Here is a 16,298-nt window from a genome sequence, read left to right as displayed (position 1 = left end):
TCGCTCTATCCACCCACGGCAGTGAGGGATTGAAGCGCGGCCTTGAGCTTTTCAGCGCCGCCCAGTGCGGCGCGGTTGAGCGGGGCCGCTACGACGGGAGCCGAGAGGCTTCCCGTCACATGCAGGATCTCGTGATCGAGATAATCGAACACGCGATCCTGAATCTCCTGTGTCAGTCGTCCGCCAAGCGATAGCCCACGCTGCACCTGTTCGATGACGGCTACCCGGTTGGTCTTGCGGATCGAGGCCTCCACCAGCGGCCAGTCGAGCCCGGTCGGGTCGAGGCTGCGCAGGTCGATGATCTCGGCATCGGCGCCGGTCTCCTCGACCACCTGGCTGGCGACGGCAACCATGCTGGCGCTGGTGAGCAGTGTGCAGGCGCTGCCCGGCCTGACGATCTTCGCCTTGCCGAGCCGCACGCAATAGTCGCGGTCGTCCGCAGGCACAGGGCCTTCGCTCGGGAACAGCTCGACATGCTCGATGACGACGACCGGATCGTCGCATTTCAGCGCTGAATTCATCAGGCCGATATAGTCGAAGGGCGTCGTCGGCGCGACGATGCGCCAGCCGGGAAACAGGGCGAACAGGCCGGACGGATCGCCCGAATGCTGCGAGCCGTAGCCGGTGTGCGGCGAGACGCGCACCCTGACCACGATTGGCACCGGAAAGCCGCCGCCGAACATGTGGCGCACCTTGCTGACCGCGTTGAACAGCTGGTCGGCGGCAACCAGGCAGAAGTCGCCGAACATGATCTCGACGATCGGCCGCAAGCCGCAAAGCGCTGCACCCAGCGCCACCCCGACAAAACCATTCTCGGCGATGGGCATCGCCAGCACACGCTCCGGCCAGCGCTCCAGCGCGCCCTTTGTGGCGCCCGAAACGCCGCCGCGCAGCCGGTGCACATCCTCGCCCATGATGATGATGCGCGCGTCCTGCTCCATGGCGCGCGCAATCACCTCGGACGCGGCAACCATGAACTTGACCGGCCTGGTGTCGGCCGGCGCGTCCTCGATCTCGAGGAAGCGCTCGCCCTTCAGTTCGGAAAGATCGCCGCGGATCTGGTTGTCGACGTCGCTTGGGTCCGGCCACAGATGATCAGGAATGCGCAGCGCGTTGCCGCTCATCTCGGTCAGGGAATCGGCAGCGGTGTTGACCACCTCCATGACGCGCTGGTCGAGTGTACCGAGGTCCGAAGCGTTCAGGATGCCCATCGTCTTCAGGCGAGCCGCCATCGTCGCAAGCGGGTCGCGCGCTTTCCAGACGTCTTCCTCGGCGCGCGTGCGGTAGCCGAATTCGCTGCCCGGGCGGGCGCCGCTCTGGTGTAGAAACCGATAGCAGAGCGCCTCGACCAGCACCGGGCCGCCGTCTTCCTCAATCGTCCGGCGCGCCTCGCGCATGGCATGGTGGACTGCCACCACATCCATGCCGTCGCATTCGATGCCACGAAAGCCGAGCATAGGTCCGCGCGAGGCCAGCCGCGTCTCGCGCGTCTGCTCGTTGATGTGCGTGGAGACGGCATAGAGATTGTTTTCGGCGAAAAAGATCACCGGCAGCCGGTAGAGCGCGGCGATGTTCATCGCCTCGTAGGCCGGTCCCGCCATCATCGTGCCGTCGCCGAAGAAGGCGACCGAGATGTTGCCGGTGCCGAGCAGTTTGTCGGCGAGCGCATAGCCCGCCGCGTGCGGCAGGTTGCCGCCGATAATGGCGCTGGTGCCTGGGATGCCGGAGGCATCGTCGCGCATATGCATCGAGCCGCCACGGCCGCCGCAATAGCCTGACTTGAGGCCCATGATCTCGGCCATCAGGCCGCGAACCGATCCCTGCATGCCTGGGTTGAAAGCATCATGCAGCGGGTCGAATCCGCCGGGCGTCTGCGCGTTGACAAGCTTGGCCAGCACCTGGTGATGGGCACGGTGGGTGCCGTTGATGCGGTCGCCGGTGCCGAGCACGGACATGGCGCCGACCGCCGTGGCCTCCTGGCCGATGCTGGCGTGGGCCGGACCATGCACCAGCCCGGCATTGGCGAGATCGAGCACTTTTTCCTCGAAACGGCGGATGAGCAGCATCTGGTGATACCAGCGCACCAGGCTCGACACCTCGGCGTCGGTCCAGTCCGAATCATCGACATCTAGCCGCAACCAGGGCGCCGATGGCTGGATCGATGTCTGCTGGACCATGTCAGCTATTTCCGTTCTGGTAGATGATATATCAAATATTTTCTCAGTCGATTGGGCCGTTCATTTTTCCTGGGGCACGATGCTGGCTAGAAGGTTGCAGGCAAATGGAATTAAATTTCATTTTTGCGAGAAGGCAAAGACTAAGCCGGGACGGCGCGGTTCCGCAAGAGGAATTTTCAGACTGCTAGCAGCGCCGATGTCGGTTTCTTCGGCCGACAGGTTTTCTAACGTATTGGATATTGGTATGATATAATCACACCGACATTATAGGAAAAATCATGGCTGCCACCGAAAAGCGCACCTTCAGCCTGCCAACAGAGCAGGCTGCTTTCATCGACCGTCTCGTTGAATCAGGAACCTACGCGACCAGCAGTGAAGTGATCCGCGCCGGCCTTCGCGCCCTGCAAGAGCGCGACGCGGCCGTAGAGCGCTGGCTCCGCGAGGAGGTTGTGCCGACCTATGACAGGTGGAAGGCGGATCCTTCCCGAGTTATCCCAGCCAACCAGGCTTTTGACGACATCCGCGCTCACCACGCCGCCCGCTTTAAGAGGGATGTGTGAAGCGCCGGCATATTGTTCTGTTGCGGGAAGCCTTAGCGGACTTAAGATGGATATACGACACCATCGAGATCGCCGCCGGCAACGTCACGGCCATACGCTATATCGAGCGTATCGAAGCCTACTGCCAGGGTCTCGACTACGCCTCGGAGCGCGGAACACGCCGTGACGATCTGCGGCCAGGGCTTCGGGTTGTCGGTTTCGAGCGCCGTGTAACGGTGACCTTTACAGTGGAATCCGACCAAGTGGTGATCTTCCGTGTGTTCTATGGCGGCGCCAATTGGGAGGATGAGCTCTAACCTGCAACGGGAAAAGCGTAACCCGCTAGCTGTCCGAACCCCGGCTATCGGTCGACCCGATGCTGGAAGAACTGCAAAAACAATTCACGCTCCGTGGTGATGTCGAGCTTCTCGTAGATGCGCCGGCGATGGTTCTTGACCGTGCCGACGGTGATAACGAGGCGTTCGGCGATGTTGGCCGTCGGGTGACCGGCGAGGATCAGTTGGACCAATTCCCGCTCGCGTAGTGACAGCTCCGGCCACAGGCTGGCTGGAATGGTCGGTTCCCGCCGGGGCGAGGCGCCGGGGCCTGTCGGCGCTGACGTGCGGGAGAATTCCGTTCCGCGCGCCTTGATGTCGAGCGCATGCAGCGCCTCGAACACCGGCAGCCGTTCATCCAGCAGGGCGATCTCGCTGTCCTTGAATGGCGTGGTCGAGCGGTCGAGGAAGATGCCGAGGCACCAGTCGCCGCCGTCCGCCAGCATGATGCCGACCTCGTCGCAGATCTCCGACTGCGCCAGGAAGCCGGCTATGTACTGGCCGCGCTTGGCCTCATCGTTGGCAAGCCGTTTCAGCGGCATGATGCCCAGCCTTCGCTCGCGTCGCCACGACGCATAGAACGGGTCGAAGACATAGTAATTGTCGAGATAGCGCCGGACCATTTCGTCCGAGAAGCGTCGGTGCTTGATGAATTCGGGTGTCTGCGTCGTCGAATAGCGCGTCACCGTGACGAGGTCGTGCTCGATATCCGCGCCGATCAGGTCGATCAGGCAGTCGACATGCCTGTCCGTGCCGGTGGCGGCGATCGCTTTGGCGAGCGGCGCCCAGATGGTCCCCATGCGCATGCCCTTTTTTCGGCGATGTCAGCTCAGCCGTCATTATGTCTTTAGGCATATGGCGCGAAGCCGCCCATCGAATCTAGCCTTGCGTCAACCTAGACCAGATCCCGAGGCGACCGTGACCCAACCCAATCTCACCGGCCCCATCGTCGGCAATCCAATCGTCATCGGTATCGACGCCGGCGGCACCATGACCGACACGATCCTTGTCGATCAGGACGGCCACTTCAAGATCGGCAAGTCGGCGACCACGCCGAAGAACGAAGCCGAAGGTTTTCTCGCGTCTGCCGAGGACGCGGCGGATGCCTGGGGCATCTCGCTGGAATCATTGTTTTCCGGCGTCAACGTCGTGCTCTATTCCGGCACCGGCATGCTCAACACACTGTTGTCGCGCACCGGCCGCCGGCTCGGCCTGATCACCACCAAGGGCCTCGAGGACATGATCCTGATGGGCCGGGGACTGCAGGCCTGGGCCGACTATTCCTATGCCGACCGGCTGCATGCCGTCACCCATCACCATCCAGATCCGCTGGTGCCGCGCCGCCGCACGCATGGCGTCACCGAGCGCATCGACCAGTTCGGCGACATCGTGCTGCCGCTCTACGAACACGAGGTCTCCATCGCCGCGAAAAAATTGATCGCCGACAAGGTCGAGGCGATCTGCATCATGACCATCTTCTCGCATGTCAATCCGGTGCACGAGAAGCGCATCGCCGAGATCTGCCGCGCGGAGGTCGACAAGGCCGGCGCCGACATCATCGTCTACACCAGCCATGAGGTCCGCCCGGTCATCCGCGAGCAGTCGCGGCTGAATTCGGTGCTGATCGAGGCCTACGCCACCTCGCGCGGCCGCAAGCAGCTTAGGGGTATAGAGGACGTCTCGAAGAAATACGGCTTCAAGTATGGCGTGCAGACGCTGCTCTCCTTCGGCGGCCTGACCTCGATCAACCACCCGCGCCTGCATGAAACCATGATCTCCGGCCCGATCGGCGGCATTCTGGGCGCTGCCTATGTCGGCAAGCTGATCGGGAACGACTCGCTGATCTGCTCGGACATGGGCGGTACCTCCTTCGACATGGGCGTCATCACACGCGGCCAGACGCGGATCGAGAACGAGCCGCTGATGGACCGTTTCAAGCTCAACGTGCCGACGCTGCATCTCGACACGATCGGCGCCGGCGCCGGCATGATCCTCAAGGTCGATCCCCTGACCAAGAAGGTCTCGCTTGGGCCGGAAAGCGCCGGCTCGGATCCCGGTCCGATCTGCTTCGATCGCGGTGGCACCGAGCCGACCATCGCCGATTGCGACGCCATCCTCGGCCGCCTCAACCCACACTATTTCCTAGGCGGCAAGGTCGTGCTGCAGGTCGAAAAGGCGCGCCGCGCCTTCGAGGAAAAGTGCTCCAGCGTGCTCGGCGTTGGTGTCGAGGAAGCCGCGGAAGGCATGATCGACATGCTGGAGTCCGATGCCAACAACGCGCTGCGCCGGGTCATTTCCGGGCAAGGCATCCATCCCTCCGAATTCACGCTGCTGTCCTATGGCGGCTCGGGACCTTTGCATCTGGCCGGCTGCTCCAGGGGCATCGGCTTCAAGGACATCATCACCTTCCAGTTCGCGGCCGCCTTCTCCGCCTTCGGCTGCACCACGGCCGATTTCATGCGGCGTCATTCCGTCTCCACCCAGCACGACATCCCGTCACGCGCCGACGAGGCTACGCTGGCCGCCTTCGGCGCCAAGGTCACGACGGTCTGGAACGACCTGACCAGGGCCGCCGTCGACGAAATGATCGCCGACGGCCATACCAGGGAGAAGATCAGGACCGTGCCGTTCCTGATGATGCGCTACACCGGCCAGCTCGAGGACGTCGAGGTCATGGCGCCGCTGGCCGAGGTCGGTTCGGCCGACGACATGCGCAGGGTTATCGACGAGTTCGAGGCGGTCTATGCCAAGGTCAACCATCGCGTGTCGCGCTATGGCGAAGCCGGCTTCACCATCACCGAACTCGGGCTGATCGCCACCGCAGACAAGGTCAAGCCGGTGCTGCTCAAGCGGCCGCTCGGCAAGTCTGATCCGGCAGTCGCCCACAAGGGCGTGCGCGAGGCCTATATCGGGGGGCGCTGGCACAAGGCCAATCTCTACGAGATGGATCTGCTTCAGCCCGGCCATGAAGTCATCGGCCCGGCCATCATCGAACATCCCGCCACCACGCTCGTCGTTCATCCGCAGGACCGTGTCCATGTCGATGAATGGACGCTGCTGCACTACACCCACGCTTGAGAGGGCGACCGCCATGTTGGACAAACCTGCCTCGGCCCTGCGCCTTCGCGAAAGACTGCTCGATTCCGAGCGGCTGATGGAGGAGACCGGCTGCTATGACGGCATCACGGAACTCACGCTGCGCAACCAGGATCCGCTGAAATTCGAGACTCTGCACACCAAGCTGCGCGCCTATTGCGTCTCGGCGCGCGAAATGGCCCGCCGCATCTCGGCCTCGCCCGGCGTGCGCGAGGTCGGCGAAATGGTGGTCGCCATCTACACGCCCGAGGGCGACGCCATCGCTCTCTCCAACGGCATCATGGTGCATGTCCATACGATGAGCCGCTTCATCAAATGGATGATCAAAAACGGCTACGAGGACAACCCGCGCATCCGCGAAGGCGACATCTTCGCCAACAACGACGCCTTCATAGGCACCGTGCAGGTGCCCGACGTGATGGACGTGGTGCCTATCTTTCATGAAGGCACGCTTGTCGGCTGGGCCGGCGCCGTCTGCCACGAGCTGGAGGCCGGCGGCATTACCCCAGGCGGTGATGTGTGTCTCGCGCAGGAGCGCTTCACCGAGGGTCTGTTCGTCTGCGCCGAGAAGATCGGCGAGAACGACGAGATCCGCCGCGACTACGTTATCCGCTGCGAACGCAATCTGCGCATGCCGATCTACTGGGTGCTGGACGAGAAGGCCAAGGTCGCCTCCTGCATCGATATGCGCGAAAGCGTCAAGCAGCTCATCTCCGAGATCGGCCTCGACTACTGGATGAAGGTGTCGAAGGAGTTCATCGAGGAGGGCCGTCGCGCCCAGCTCGCCCGCACCCGCCAGCTCACCGTCCCCGGAATCTATCGCGGCCATACTTTTTACGGCCACGTCACCGCAGGCAAACCCGGCTTCCAGCTGCTCGGCGATCCGGACTGGCTCTACAACATCCCGATCGAGATGGAGATCACCACCGACGGCAAGATCACCATGGACTTCGAGGGCACGCAGCCCTGGGGCTACCATTCGATGAACTGCACGCCGGCCGGCATGGATGGCGGCATGTTCGTCACCTTGACCCAGCACATGAATTTTGAAGGTCTGGTCAATGACGGGGCCTGGATGGCGACCGAACTGAAACTGCCGCACGGCACCTGGACCAACCCCGACAACGAGATGGTTGCGACCGCCACCTCATGGGCTTTGCTGCTGCCAGCATATGGCGTCTTCCAGCGGCTTTTGTCGCGCAGTTTTGTCGCGCGCGGCTTCGTCGAGGAGGCCTTCGTCGGTCAGGTCAACAGCCCGATGATCGAAATGGGTGGCGAGAGCCAGTACGGCACGCCGTTCGGCATGGCCCATTTTGAATGCGCCGCCGCCGGCTCCGGCGCGCTCGCCATCAAGGATGGTCTCGACACCGCCTATGTCGGCTGGAACCCGGAATCCGACATGGGCAACATCGAGGTCTGGGAACAGTCGATGCCGATGGTCTATATCGGCCGCTCGATCGTGCCCAACTCCGGCGGTGCCGGCAAATATCGCGGCGGCTGTTCCTTCGTCTCGACCTGGCTGATCAACAAGACGTCGCATCTGCGGCTCCACACCTCCGAACATTCTTCGCGCGTGTTCGACAATGGCGGCATGTGCGGCGGTTATCCGGCGCCGACCTGCCAGAAGCATCGCGCCGTGCGCAACTCAGACATTCACGAACTTGCGGCAAAAGGCGAACCGCTGGCGCATGCGCCCGGCATCGATCCGCATGTCTCCGACTACGAGCGGAACATTGGTGGCGACCATGTCGTGGTCGAGGGCCCCTACATCACCGCGCCGCACAAATCCGGCGACATCTTCAGCCATTCCTACAATGGCGGCGGTGGTTACGGCGACGTACTGGAGCGCGATCCGATCAAGACCGCCTGGGATGTCGAGAACGGCTTTCTCACCCGGCAAGCGGCGGACCAGGTTTTCGGCATTGTGCTGAAGGACGATGAAGACGGCTATCCCATCGCCGATATCGACGCCACGGTCGAGCGCCGCGCCGCCATGCGCAAGGAGCGTCTGGCCAAGGCGGTCCCTGTGGTGGATTGGATCGCCAAGGAGCGTGGTCGTGTCGAAAAGGCCGATTTCGCCCCCGAGGTGAAGAAAATGTACGCCAGCGCGATCAAGCTGTCGCCGCGCTTCACCAGCGAATTCAGCGAGTTCTGGAACGTCGATGCCAGATCGATCTTCATGCCGGGAGCAAAGCCATGACCTCGTATAGCAAGGAAGTCCTGGGCGATCTGGCCGCAGGCAAGCTGCCCTGGCCACAGACAAGGCGGATCATGAGTGCCTACAAGGACGATGACCGTTTCTTCAAGATGGTTGCCGTCTATCAGGATCGTGTCGCCTGGAAAGATCCGATCCTGCTGCCGGTCTCGGACCATCTGTTCATCTGCCAGAGCGGCGATGAGCGCATTACCCGCTGCGAATGCGGCCACTCCTTCGGCGACTATCGCAAGAACTGGAAGCTGAAGGCTGCGATCAACGTCCGCAACACCGAGGGGGCTTTGCGCGAAATCTATCCCAACAGCGATCTCCCCGATCCCGAATGGATGGAGATCCGCGAATTCATCTGTCCGCAATGCGGCACGCTGCACGAAGTGGAAGCGGCGGCACCTGGCTATCCCATCGTCCACGATTTCGAGCCCGACCTCGAAGGCTTCTATCGCGAATGGCTAGGCAAACCGCTCCAGCAAACATGAAACGCTGGCGATGGAGGCTGCGCCGGTGTGATTGCCAAATCCGGTCAGGCCTGATTGCCTGCCCGGAACGAAGCGGAGATCGTGCGCCATGAACAACCTTTCCGGCCGAAGCGCCATCGTTACCGGTGGGTTCTCGGGCATGGGCTTCGCCATTGCCACGGCTTTGGCTGAAGCCGGCGCCAATGTCGCCGTCGGCTCCTACATCGCGCCGGCCGGCGCCGACAGGTCCGATGCCGCCTATTATCCCGGCGCGGACGAGATCGAGCGCGTGCGTGCGGCTCTTGCCGTCCACGGAACGAGGGTTCACGCCGCACACCTTGACGTTCGCGACAGCGACGTCGCCAATCGGTTCGCAACTGACGCCGAGGCGGCCATCGGCCCCGCCGATATCCTGGTCAATGCCGCTGGGACGACCGCGGAGCAGCCGGTCTGCGGCCATTCCGATGCGTTGTGGGAAAAGATTGTCGACACCAACCTGACCGGCGCCTTCCGCGTCACGCGTGCGGTACTGCCGGGCATGATCGAACGCGGCTGGGGCCGCATCGTCAACATCGGCTCAACCGCCGCCTCGGTCGGCTGGAAGGACAACCCAGCCTACTGCGCGTCCAAAGCGGGGCTTCTCGGCCTCACACGCTGCGTGGCGCTGGAGGGGGCAGCGCATGGCGTCACCTGCGTCATGATCAGCCCGACCTGGGTCGAGACCGAACTGATGCGCCGCAATGTGGCGCAGGTCGTCGAGCGCGAAGGCAAGGGGCGCACCGCTGAGGAAGCGATGGCCGAGATCGCCAGGGGCAACCCACAGCAGCGCATGCTGCAGCCGCAGGAGATTGCCGGTCTGGCGGTCTTCCTGTGCTCGGATCTTGCCAAGGGCATAACCATGGAGAACATCCAGATCACCGGCGGAGCGCTTTGGTAGCGGCTGATCTCTCCGCAGATGCCTCGCTGTAAGACAAGGTGACCGGATTTGCCATTGAGCGCCGGGCGCAATAGGTTATATTGCACTGCACAATGGAGACGCCGTTTATTGCACGCCCATATTTGCGAAGATTCCGGCCGGCTCATGGCTTGCCGGCCCTGGGCGGAACCCTGAGATGAAGATTCCAAAGTCCCTGCTTATCGATCCCGAGAAGAATTCGGTCTATGGCGCCTTTGCCGTAGCCGTTTCGATCTGGGCGTTTTCTTATTCGGTCATCTTCGGCCAAATCTTGATCCTGGCCTATTATGCGGTCTGGCTTCCGCTCATCCTGGTCGACTACCGGCGGTTTCTGCGGCATCTGTCCAGCGCCTGGCTGCCGCTGCTGTTTGCGGCCTATATCTGCTTCTCGGTTTTCTGGTCACAGGCTCCCGGCGTCACCGCAAGGACGTCGGTCCAGTATTTTTCCCATATTGCTTGCGCCTACGTAGCTGCGCGCATCGTCAGCGTGCGCACGCTGACCATAGGGGCGCTGATCGGAATATTCGTCGTCCTTCTCTATTCGCTGAAGGTCGGGAACTATTCCGAGGATGTCCTCGACGGCACCGTGAACTTCGTCGGCGCCTTCGCCTCCAAGAATCAGATCGGCTTTGTCGGCTCGCTCGGCATCTATTTCTGCGTTGTCTTCCTTGCCTTCTACAGGCGCGGCCGGCTCAGCTTCATCCTGGCGGTGCCCGTCGTGCTGCTGTCGGCCTATGTGCTGGTCGCTTCGCATTCCGCCACCTCGATGGCGTCGATACCCGCGGTGCTGGCGCTGGTGGCGCTTCTTGCGATGAGCAAACTTCTGTCACGCCGCTATCGCCGGGTCATCTTCCTGATCGGCGCCGGCCTGCTGGTCGTGACGGCCTTCGTCGCCTTGAATCTCGGGCTGATGGACTTCGTCCTCGGCCTCTTCGGCAAGGATTCGACGCTCACCGGGCGAACCTATCTGTGGGAGCAAGGCTGGAACACGGTCCAGAAATCGCCGATTCTCGGCGTCGGCTATGCCGCCTATTGGGTGCAGGGCTTCGCTGAAGCCGAGCGGCTGTGGAACGAATTCTACATCACCACCCGCACCGGCTTCCACTTCCACAACACCTATATCGAGGCCCTCGTCGAACTCGGCTTCGTCGGAGCGACGCTGGTGTCGCTGATCATGCTGCGCACGCTCTACGGCCACGTCTCGGCGGTTATCTTCAAGGCATGGCAGGCGGACTCGGTGATCCTTTTCGGCGTGATGGTGCTGCTGCTGATCCGCTCCTTCGTCGAGGTCGAGATACTCAACCCCTACATCATGGGTTCTTTCCTGATGTATTTCAGCTTCTTCAAGCTGGCGCGGCTGCCCGTTACCCGCAGGCGGCGGTCACCGGCTCTGGAGCCGGCTGACGCGGCCGGGGGCGAGACTGACTGGCCTCGGTATGCCGGCCATCCGGCGGGCGCCGGTCCCTCATAAACTATCATCTCGCGGGCTGAAGGGAGCGGCCTTCCTTTTTTGAGCAAGCATGTGCTCGGACGGGAAGCCTCGATCCCGAGACGGCTATTATGGTTTCCGCAGGGAGATGTTCAAACAACTGAGCCAGAGCCTCGTCCCGATTTGTCGGGTGAGGCTCTGGCTCGAAACACTGGATCGTGTTGGAAGTCGGTCTATTGGCTGGCCAGCGGCGCCAGCTTGATCTTGATCACATCGCCAGGCAGCACCGGGGTTTCTTCCTTGGCGGCTATTTCGGTGGTCTTGCCGTCGACATTGCGCACCAGTGAATAGAGCAGGGTCGGCTGCTGATCATTTGTCATAGCGGCCGCCATCGCGGGATCGCTGGCCTGGGCTATCAGGCCTTTCTGCATGTTCACCTTCAACGCGGCCTCGTTCAGGTCGGCCTCGGTCTGCTGCCGGTCAGTGGCGAGACTTGAACTCAAGGTGTTCTGGGCATCGATAGCATCCTGCTTCGCCTTGCTGATCGCCTGCTTGGCGGTGAGGATGGCGGTTTCGTAGTCCAGGATCTTGCCCTGCAGGTCGGCCACGGACTGGCGCGAATCCAGCAGTCGGGCATTGGCGATCAGGCCTTTTTGCGCCAGCGGACCGATGCTGGCGAGTTGCTGCTGCGCCAAGTCGACCTGCTGCTGCTGATTGACGATCTTCTTCTGCAGCGACTCGATTTCAGATTCCAAAACCCCCTTCAGGTCGTCGAGCGCCTCGAGTTTCAGCTTCAGCGCCTTTTGGTCGGCCGTCAGAATCGTCATCTCGTCCGCCACGATGGCCGGCAGTCTCGGATCGCCCTCGACCTCCTTCGGCACGTCGAAACTCGCTTTGCCGGCCATATCCGCATCGATGCGGGCGCGCCTGACGATCAGTCGAATGCGCTGGTCGTCGGAGATGTCGAACATGCCCTTGGCGGTGACCAGGTCCTTGCCGAGCTGGGGGCCGTAGTCGGCGTTGCGCCTGATGCCGCCGGCGACGCTGATTGCCTTCAACACCGTCAGGTCCGGGACATAAGGAAATTGGCCTGGGTTCTGGACTTCGCCCGAAATGTAGAATGGCCTGAACTGCGCCATTTCGACCGAGGCTTCCGGTCTGTCCGACAAAGCGAGCTTTTTCTGCAGAGCCTCGCCGATCGCTGCTGCGATTTCGGACGTGGTCTTGCCGGATGCCGGCAACTCGCCGGCGAACGGCACCGACAGCGTACCGGATGGACCGACCGTGTACTCGCCATTCACCGCCGACCAATCACGAAATGTGCCTTCGACTGTCTGCCATTCGGCGACGCGGATGGTGAGCTTGTCTTGCGAGCCGAGGCGATAGTCGCCGGCGGCGGCGATGTGCGGGACGACGAGCGCCATGGCAAGGCATGTGGCCAGCAAACGCGCCCGCCGCAGCCGGCCGGAATCCGGGCCGCTGCGAAAGGCTTCGAACAAATCTGTTTTCAACTCAACGTTCCGATCCGCTATAGCCCCATCGCCCGATGAGCTTGCGTCGAATGGCCGATGCCAATGTCTGGCATTGGCCACCGGCCGGTCAGTAAGAACCACGCGACATCCAGACGGCCGGGACGGTCTTGATGATGATGCGAACGTCCTCGAACAGCGACCAGTTCTCGACATAGTGGCGATCGAAGGCGACGCGGCTGTCATAGGACACATCGTTGCGGCCGCTGACTTGCCACAGGCCGGTCAGGCCCGGGCGGGATTTCAGGTAATAGACGGCGGACGTGCCATAGATCTCCAGCTCGTCGCGCACGACCGGACGAGGGCCGACAAGGCTCATGTCGCCCTGCAGGATGTTGATGATCTGCGGCAGCTCGTCGAGGCTGAGTTTCCTCAGCACAGCTCCGACACGGGTAACGCGCGGATCGTTCTTCAGCTTGCGGGTGGCGATCCATTCCGCGTTGGCGTCCGGGTTGGTGGCGAGATAGGTTGCCAATACCCTGTCGCCGTCCGGAACCATGGTGCGGAACTTCAGGCAAGGAAAAATCCGCCCGCCGCGTCCAATTCGCCTGTGACCGTAGAAAATCGAGCCGCCGTCGGAAAACTTGACCAGCAGCGCTATCATGACAAACAGCGGGCTGAGTGCGATCAGTCCAATCAGTGAACCGGCGATATCGAAGCTGCGTTTGAGCAAGCCGCCGATCGGTGGCGGAAAATCGATGTCAGCCTGCGAAAAGCTCGCCGTGGCCGACTTGGCAACGTCCCTCATGCCGTAAACTCCATGCGTTGAACGAATGGTTCAGCGCACGATACCAAAAAAATGTTGCAGCGCAACACACAATTTACCACCCCATTGAAATAGTCACGTCATGAATTGACTAAATAATAAGCTTGTCATGCACAAATTTCGGCGTATTTAGCACATTTGTGACAATAAATGGGCACGGCCGAAAAAATAGAGGCTTTTGTGGGGCGGTTTTTAGGCGGACCTACCTATTTGCCAAGGCAAGCTGAAAATTAGTGCTTTATCATGCCCTGATGCTTGGTGAAAACCGTATAAAATACTACTTAATATTGTCTATCTTACTGGAAAATGCCGAGGAGAGGAGATCGGCTTAGCTCCCGTTGCGTGCATTGCAGCATGGCAGAGTCGATCGCAAAAGCTCGATCAAAAATATCCGAAGTTGCCCTTGCCGCCTATTGCTCGCCTTAATAGAATTGCAAATTATACCTGTCACGGTGACGACAGGTGGAAAAGGCCGGAAGCAACCGGTCGAGAGTGGGCGACCTTAACAAGCCCACATGACAAGGGACGGCGCTCGGGTGGGGCAATCGTGATAATACCCGAGCCGGTTTATGGGCTGTTGGGTATGGCACTTCCAAAATTCATCCTCGGGATGATTTTCGCTCTGGCGATCGTCGTCGGCTGGTCCTGGCTGGGCGGAGCGTCGATAGGCACGATATTGGTGCGCGTCATCATCTGCGCCGTGATCATTCAGGCCGGCTATTTCGTGCTCATCTACACCATGATCGCCAGGAGCGCGCCGACGCCTGCCGACATAGCCCGTGACGCCGAGCGCAAACTGAACGCACCAGAGGTCGCCGAAAGCGAGAAGCTGGGCGGTGCCAGGCGCGGCCTGCATTGATGCAGATTGCTCAAACCTGCCCCCGGTTTGTAGGCATGCTTCGAAACAAGAGACTAGGCGCCGCGTGAATCCGTTTCGGCGCGACTTGGTCGCCGGCTCACGCGACATCGGCGGGTTCGCCCTCTGACTGTTCCCCCGACAGCATCCTCGACAACCGGCTGCCGGTTTTTTCCTTCAGCCGCTGATATTGGCCGACCTCGACGATATGGCCGTTTTCCATCGCCACCACCCAGTCGGCGAAGGCAATCATCGACGGCCGGTGCGCGATGGTCAGGATCGTCATCGTGCCGCGCAATCCGTCGATCGACCTGGCGATCAGCGACTGGTTCTGCCAGTCGAGCGCGCTGGTCGCCTCGTCCAGGATGAGCAGTGACGGCTTGCGCAGCAGCGCGCGCGCGAGCGCGATGCGCTGGCGTTCGCCGCCCGAGAGCCGCACGCCGCGATCGCCGACCACCGTCTCGAGCCTGAGGTCGAGCCGTTCGACAAACTCGCCGGCGTGCGCCTGATGCAGCGCGGCCCACAGGTCGCCATCGCTGGCCCGTGGCGCGGCAAGGCGCAGGTTCGCCGCGATCGTGTCGTGCAGGAGGAACACGTCCTGCGGCACATAGGCCACTTGGTCGCGCCAGCGACGGCGATTGCTGGCATCGATCTCGACGCCGTCGACAAGCATCATGCCGGTGGTGGGCTCCAGCAGGCCAAGCAGCATATCGGCGATCGTGCTCTTGCCCGATCCGGACGGGCCGATCAGGGCGGTGACCTTGCCGGCCGGCAGGCCGAAGGTGATGCCGCTCACCACCACCTTGTCGCCAGCATCTCCATAGGCGAAGGAGACACCGCGAATATTCAATCCCGTATTGAGGGAGAGTGTCCCGGCGTCGGCGAACTCGGTATGGCCTGGTTCGCGGTCGGCATCGAAACGTGCCTGCAGGCTGCGCATTGCCGTAAAGGCGGGCAGGTTGATCAGCACTTGCTGGGCTTGCGTCTGCATGTCCATGAAGCGCGGCGCGATGCGCATGAAGACCAGGAGCAGGACGACGATCTCGGCCAGCGACAGGTTGAAGCGAACCAAAGCCACATAGATGAACAGGCTCAGGCCCACCACGCTCGCCACTTGGAATACCGCGGTGCCGATGGTGCTGTTGCGCACATAGTCGATGTTGTCGGCCTTCATCTTCTCAAGCGTCGACCGCAGCTGCGCGAAATAGCTGTCCTCGACGTTCAGGCTCTTGGCCACCTTGATGCCGCCGAGAAATTCCGAGACCGTCCGGTACTGATCCTGTCGATTGGCGGTCAGCACACGGCCGAAGGCAGTGGCCCGTGTCCGGAAGGGCTGCAGCGCCACGAACATCAGCATGCCGATGACGACGGCAAACAGCGTCATGACCGGCGAGATGAACATGGAAACCAGGAGATAGCCAGCCAGAAGAACGGCGATCTGCACCAGCATCAGCAGTGAGAACGCCGCGCCCTGGACGCGGTCGATGTCGCCGGTCAGGGCATGATCGAGGTCGGAACTGCGCATGCGGGTAAAAACGCCCCAGCGCGCCTTGCCGATGCTTTCGAACAGGTTCATGCGAACGCGGTTGACGAAATCGAACAGCAATTTGGCCATGTAGACCGACTTGAAGCGATTGAACGCCGCCTGCGCTGCAACCAGCCCGACCAGCGCGCAAAGCACAGTCGTCAGCTGCAGCGTGCCGTTAGGCACCAGCCAGCGCACGAAATCATTGTTGGGCAGCCGAACAGCGAAATCCTGGTCGGCGCGTCCGACCAGATGCAGCAGCGGGATGAGCAGCAGGATGGAGATGCCCTCGGTCAGGCTGCCGAGGATGAGGAAGAAAAGCGCCGTCCATGTTCGCCGGCCGCCGATCCGGGCAATGGCCGCGCCGAATGCGGCAATTTCTCGAAACAGCGACAGGCGAAGGATTGGGGGCTTCGACATG

General features: G+C 61.8%; 13 protein-coding genes. 8 read left to right on the top strand and 5 right to left on the bottom strand.

Annotated features, from left to right (window positions below):
• Positions 1-5 precede the first annotated feature (5 nt).
• Positions 6-2,177, bottom strand: a complete 2,172-nt coding sequence (locus EOB49_RS05710) for an alpha-ketoacid dehydrogenase subunit alpha/beta (protein WP_127380418.1) — start codon at positions 2,175-2,177, stop codon at positions 6-8.
• Between the two features lie 278 nt (positions 2,178-2,455).
• Here EOB49_RS05710 and EOB49_RS05705 point away from each other — a divergent pair, with 278 nt between their 5' ends.
• Both EOB49_RS05705 and EOB49_RS05700 read left to right on the top strand, forming a co-directional pair.
• Complete coding sequence (locus tag EOB49_RS05705) at positions 2,456-2,737, top strand: type II toxin-antitoxin system ParD family antitoxin (RefSeq protein WP_023811572.1); 282 nt, start codon at positions 2,456-2,458, stop codon at positions 2,735-2,737.
• A gap of 20 nt (positions 2,738-2,757) precedes the next feature.
• A complete protein-coding gene (locus tag EOB49_RS05700) occupies positions 2,758-3,033 on the top strand; it encodes a type II toxin-antitoxin system RelE/ParE family toxin (RefSeq protein WP_245472518.1) in 276 nt (91 codons plus the stop codon).
• Positions 3,034-3,077: 44 nt separating this feature from the next.
• Here the strand turns inward: EOB49_RS05700 and EOB49_RS05695 are convergent, their stop codons facing one another.
• Positions 3,078-3,857 carry a LuxR C-terminal-related transcriptional regulator gene (locus EOB49_RS05695; protein ID WP_127319711.1) on the bottom strand — a complete coding sequence of 260 codons (780 nt, stop codon included), beginning with the start codon at positions 3,855-3,857 and terminating at the stop codon, positions 3,078-3,080.
• A gap of 112 nt (positions 3,858-3,969) precedes the next feature.
• Between EOB49_RS05695 and EOB49_RS05690 the strand changes: the two genes are divergently transcribed.
• From EOB49_RS05690 to EOB49_RS05670, 5 genes are all read left to right on the top strand, one after another.
• Positions 3,970-6,129: a hydantoinase/oxoprolinase family protein gene (locus EOB49_RS05690; protein ID WP_127380416.1), complete on the top strand. Its 2,160-nt coding sequence runs from the start codon at positions 3,970-3,972 to the stop codon at positions 6,127-6,129.
• 13 nt (positions 6,130-6,142) lie between these two features.
• Positions 6,143-8,347: a hydantoinase B/oxoprolinase family protein gene (locus EOB49_RS05685; RefSeq protein ID WP_127380415.1), complete on the top strand. Its 2,205-nt coding sequence runs from the start codon at positions 6,143-6,145 to the stop codon at positions 8,345-8,347.
• Positions 8,344-8,838 carry an acetone carboxylase subunit gamma gene (locus EOB49_RS05680; protein ID WP_127328812.1) on the top strand — a complete coding sequence of 165 codons (495 nt, stop codon included), beginning with the start codon at positions 8,344-8,346 and terminating at the stop codon, positions 8,836-8,838. The genes EOB49_RS05685 and EOB49_RS05680 overlap by 4 nt, the downstream gene beginning before the upstream one ends.
• 88 nt (positions 8,839-8,926) lie before the next feature.
• Positions 8,927-9,754: an SDR family NAD(P)-dependent oxidoreductase gene (locus tag EOB49_RS05675; RefSeq protein ID WP_127380414.1), complete on the top strand. Its 828-nt coding sequence runs from the start codon at positions 8,927-8,929 to the stop codon at positions 9,752-9,754.
• A 175-nt stretch (positions 9,755-9,929) separates the two neighbouring features.
• Entirely contained in the window at positions 9,930-11,243 is a 1,314-nt protein-coding gene (locus tag EOB49_RS05670; protein WP_127380413.1) for an O-antigen ligase, read from the top strand.
• A 191-nt stretch (positions 11,244-11,434) separates the two neighbouring features.
• Here EOB49_RS05670 and EOB49_RS05665 read toward each other — a convergent pair whose 3' ends face one another.
• Together EOB49_RS05665 and EOB49_RS05660 are read right to left on the bottom strand one after the other, a co-directional pair.
• Positions 11,435-12,700 (bottom strand): polysaccharide biosynthesis/export family protein, encoded by a 1,266-nt coding sequence (locus EOB49_RS05665; RefSeq protein ID WP_164761652.1) that lies wholly within the window; start codon positions 12,698-12,700, stop codon positions 11,435-11,437.
• A 100-nt stretch (positions 12,701-12,800) separates the two neighbouring features.
• A complete protein-coding gene (locus tag EOB49_RS05660) occupies positions 12,801-13,478 on the bottom strand; it encodes a sugar transferase (RefSeq protein ID WP_023811581.1) in 678 nt (225 codons plus the stop codon).
• Between the two features lie 601 nt (positions 13,479-14,079).
• Here EOB49_RS05660 and EOB49_RS05655 point away from each other — a divergent pair.
• A complete protein-coding gene (locus tag EOB49_RS05655) occupies positions 14,080-14,355 on the top strand; it encodes a hypothetical protein (RefSeq protein ID WP_023811582.1) in 276 nt (91 codons plus the stop codon).
• Between the two features lie 97 nt (positions 14,356-14,452).
• On the opposite strand, the gene EOB49_RS05650 is transcribed toward EOB49_RS05655, so the two are convergent.
• Positions 14,453-16,297, bottom strand: a complete 1,845-nt coding sequence (locus EOB49_RS05650) for an ABC transporter ATP-binding protein (protein WP_127380412.1) — start codon at positions 16,295-16,297, stop codon at positions 14,453-14,455.
• Position 16,298: the final 1 nt, after the last annotated feature.

This window comes from Mesorhizobium sp. M7A.F.Ca.MR.148.00.0.0, from assembly GCF_003997735.1.
GTDB lineage: Bacteria > Pseudomonadota > Alphaproteobacteria > Rhizobiales > Rhizobiaceae > Mesorhizobium.
Note: the sequence above shows the minus strand (reverse complement) of the source record. Positions and strands in the feature narration are given on the sequence as shown.

Bases quoted from the DNA above. Each gene is read 5' to 3' on its own strand.
- EOB49_RS05705 (WP_023811572.1), top strand. From the start codon at position 2,456: ATGGCTGCCACCGAAAAGCGCACCTTCAGCCTGCCAACAGAGCAGGCT.
- EOB49_RS05685 (WP_127380415.1), top strand. From the start codon at position 6,143: ATGTTGGACAAACCTGCCTCGGCCCTGCGCCTTCGCGAAAGACTGCTC.
- EOB49_RS05670 (WP_127380413.1), top strand. From the start codon at position 9,930: ATGAAGATTCCAAAGTCCCTGCTTATCGATCCCGAGAAGAATTCGGTC.
- EOB49_RS05675 (WP_127380414.1), top strand. From the start codon at position 8,927: ATGAACAACCTTTCCGGCCGAAGCGCCATCGTTACCGGTGGGTTCTCG.
- EOB49_RS05650 (WP_127380412.1), bottom strand. From the start codon at position 16,297: ATGTCGAAGCCCCCAATCCTTCGCCTGTCGCTGTTTCGAGAAATTGCC.
- EOB49_RS05660 (WP_023811581.1), bottom strand. From the start codon at position 13,478: ATGAGGGACGTTGCCAAGTCGGCCACGGCGAGCTTTTCGCAGGCTGAC.
- EOB49_RS05680 (WP_127328812.1), top strand. From the start codon at position 8,344: ATGACCTCGTATAGCAAGGAAGTCCTGGGCGATCTGGCCGCAGGCAAG.
- EOB49_RS05710 (WP_127380418.1), bottom strand. From the start codon at position 2,177: ATGGTCCAGCAGACATCGATCCAGCCATCGGCGCCCTGGTTGCGGCTA.
- EOB49_RS05695 (WP_127319711.1), bottom strand. From the start codon at position 3,857: ATGCGCATGGGGACCATCTGGGCGCCGCTCGCCAAAGCGATCGCCGCC.
- EOB49_RS05655 (WP_023811582.1), top strand. From the start codon at position 14,080: ATGGCACTTCCAAAATTCATCCTCGGGATGATTTTCGCTCTGGCGATC.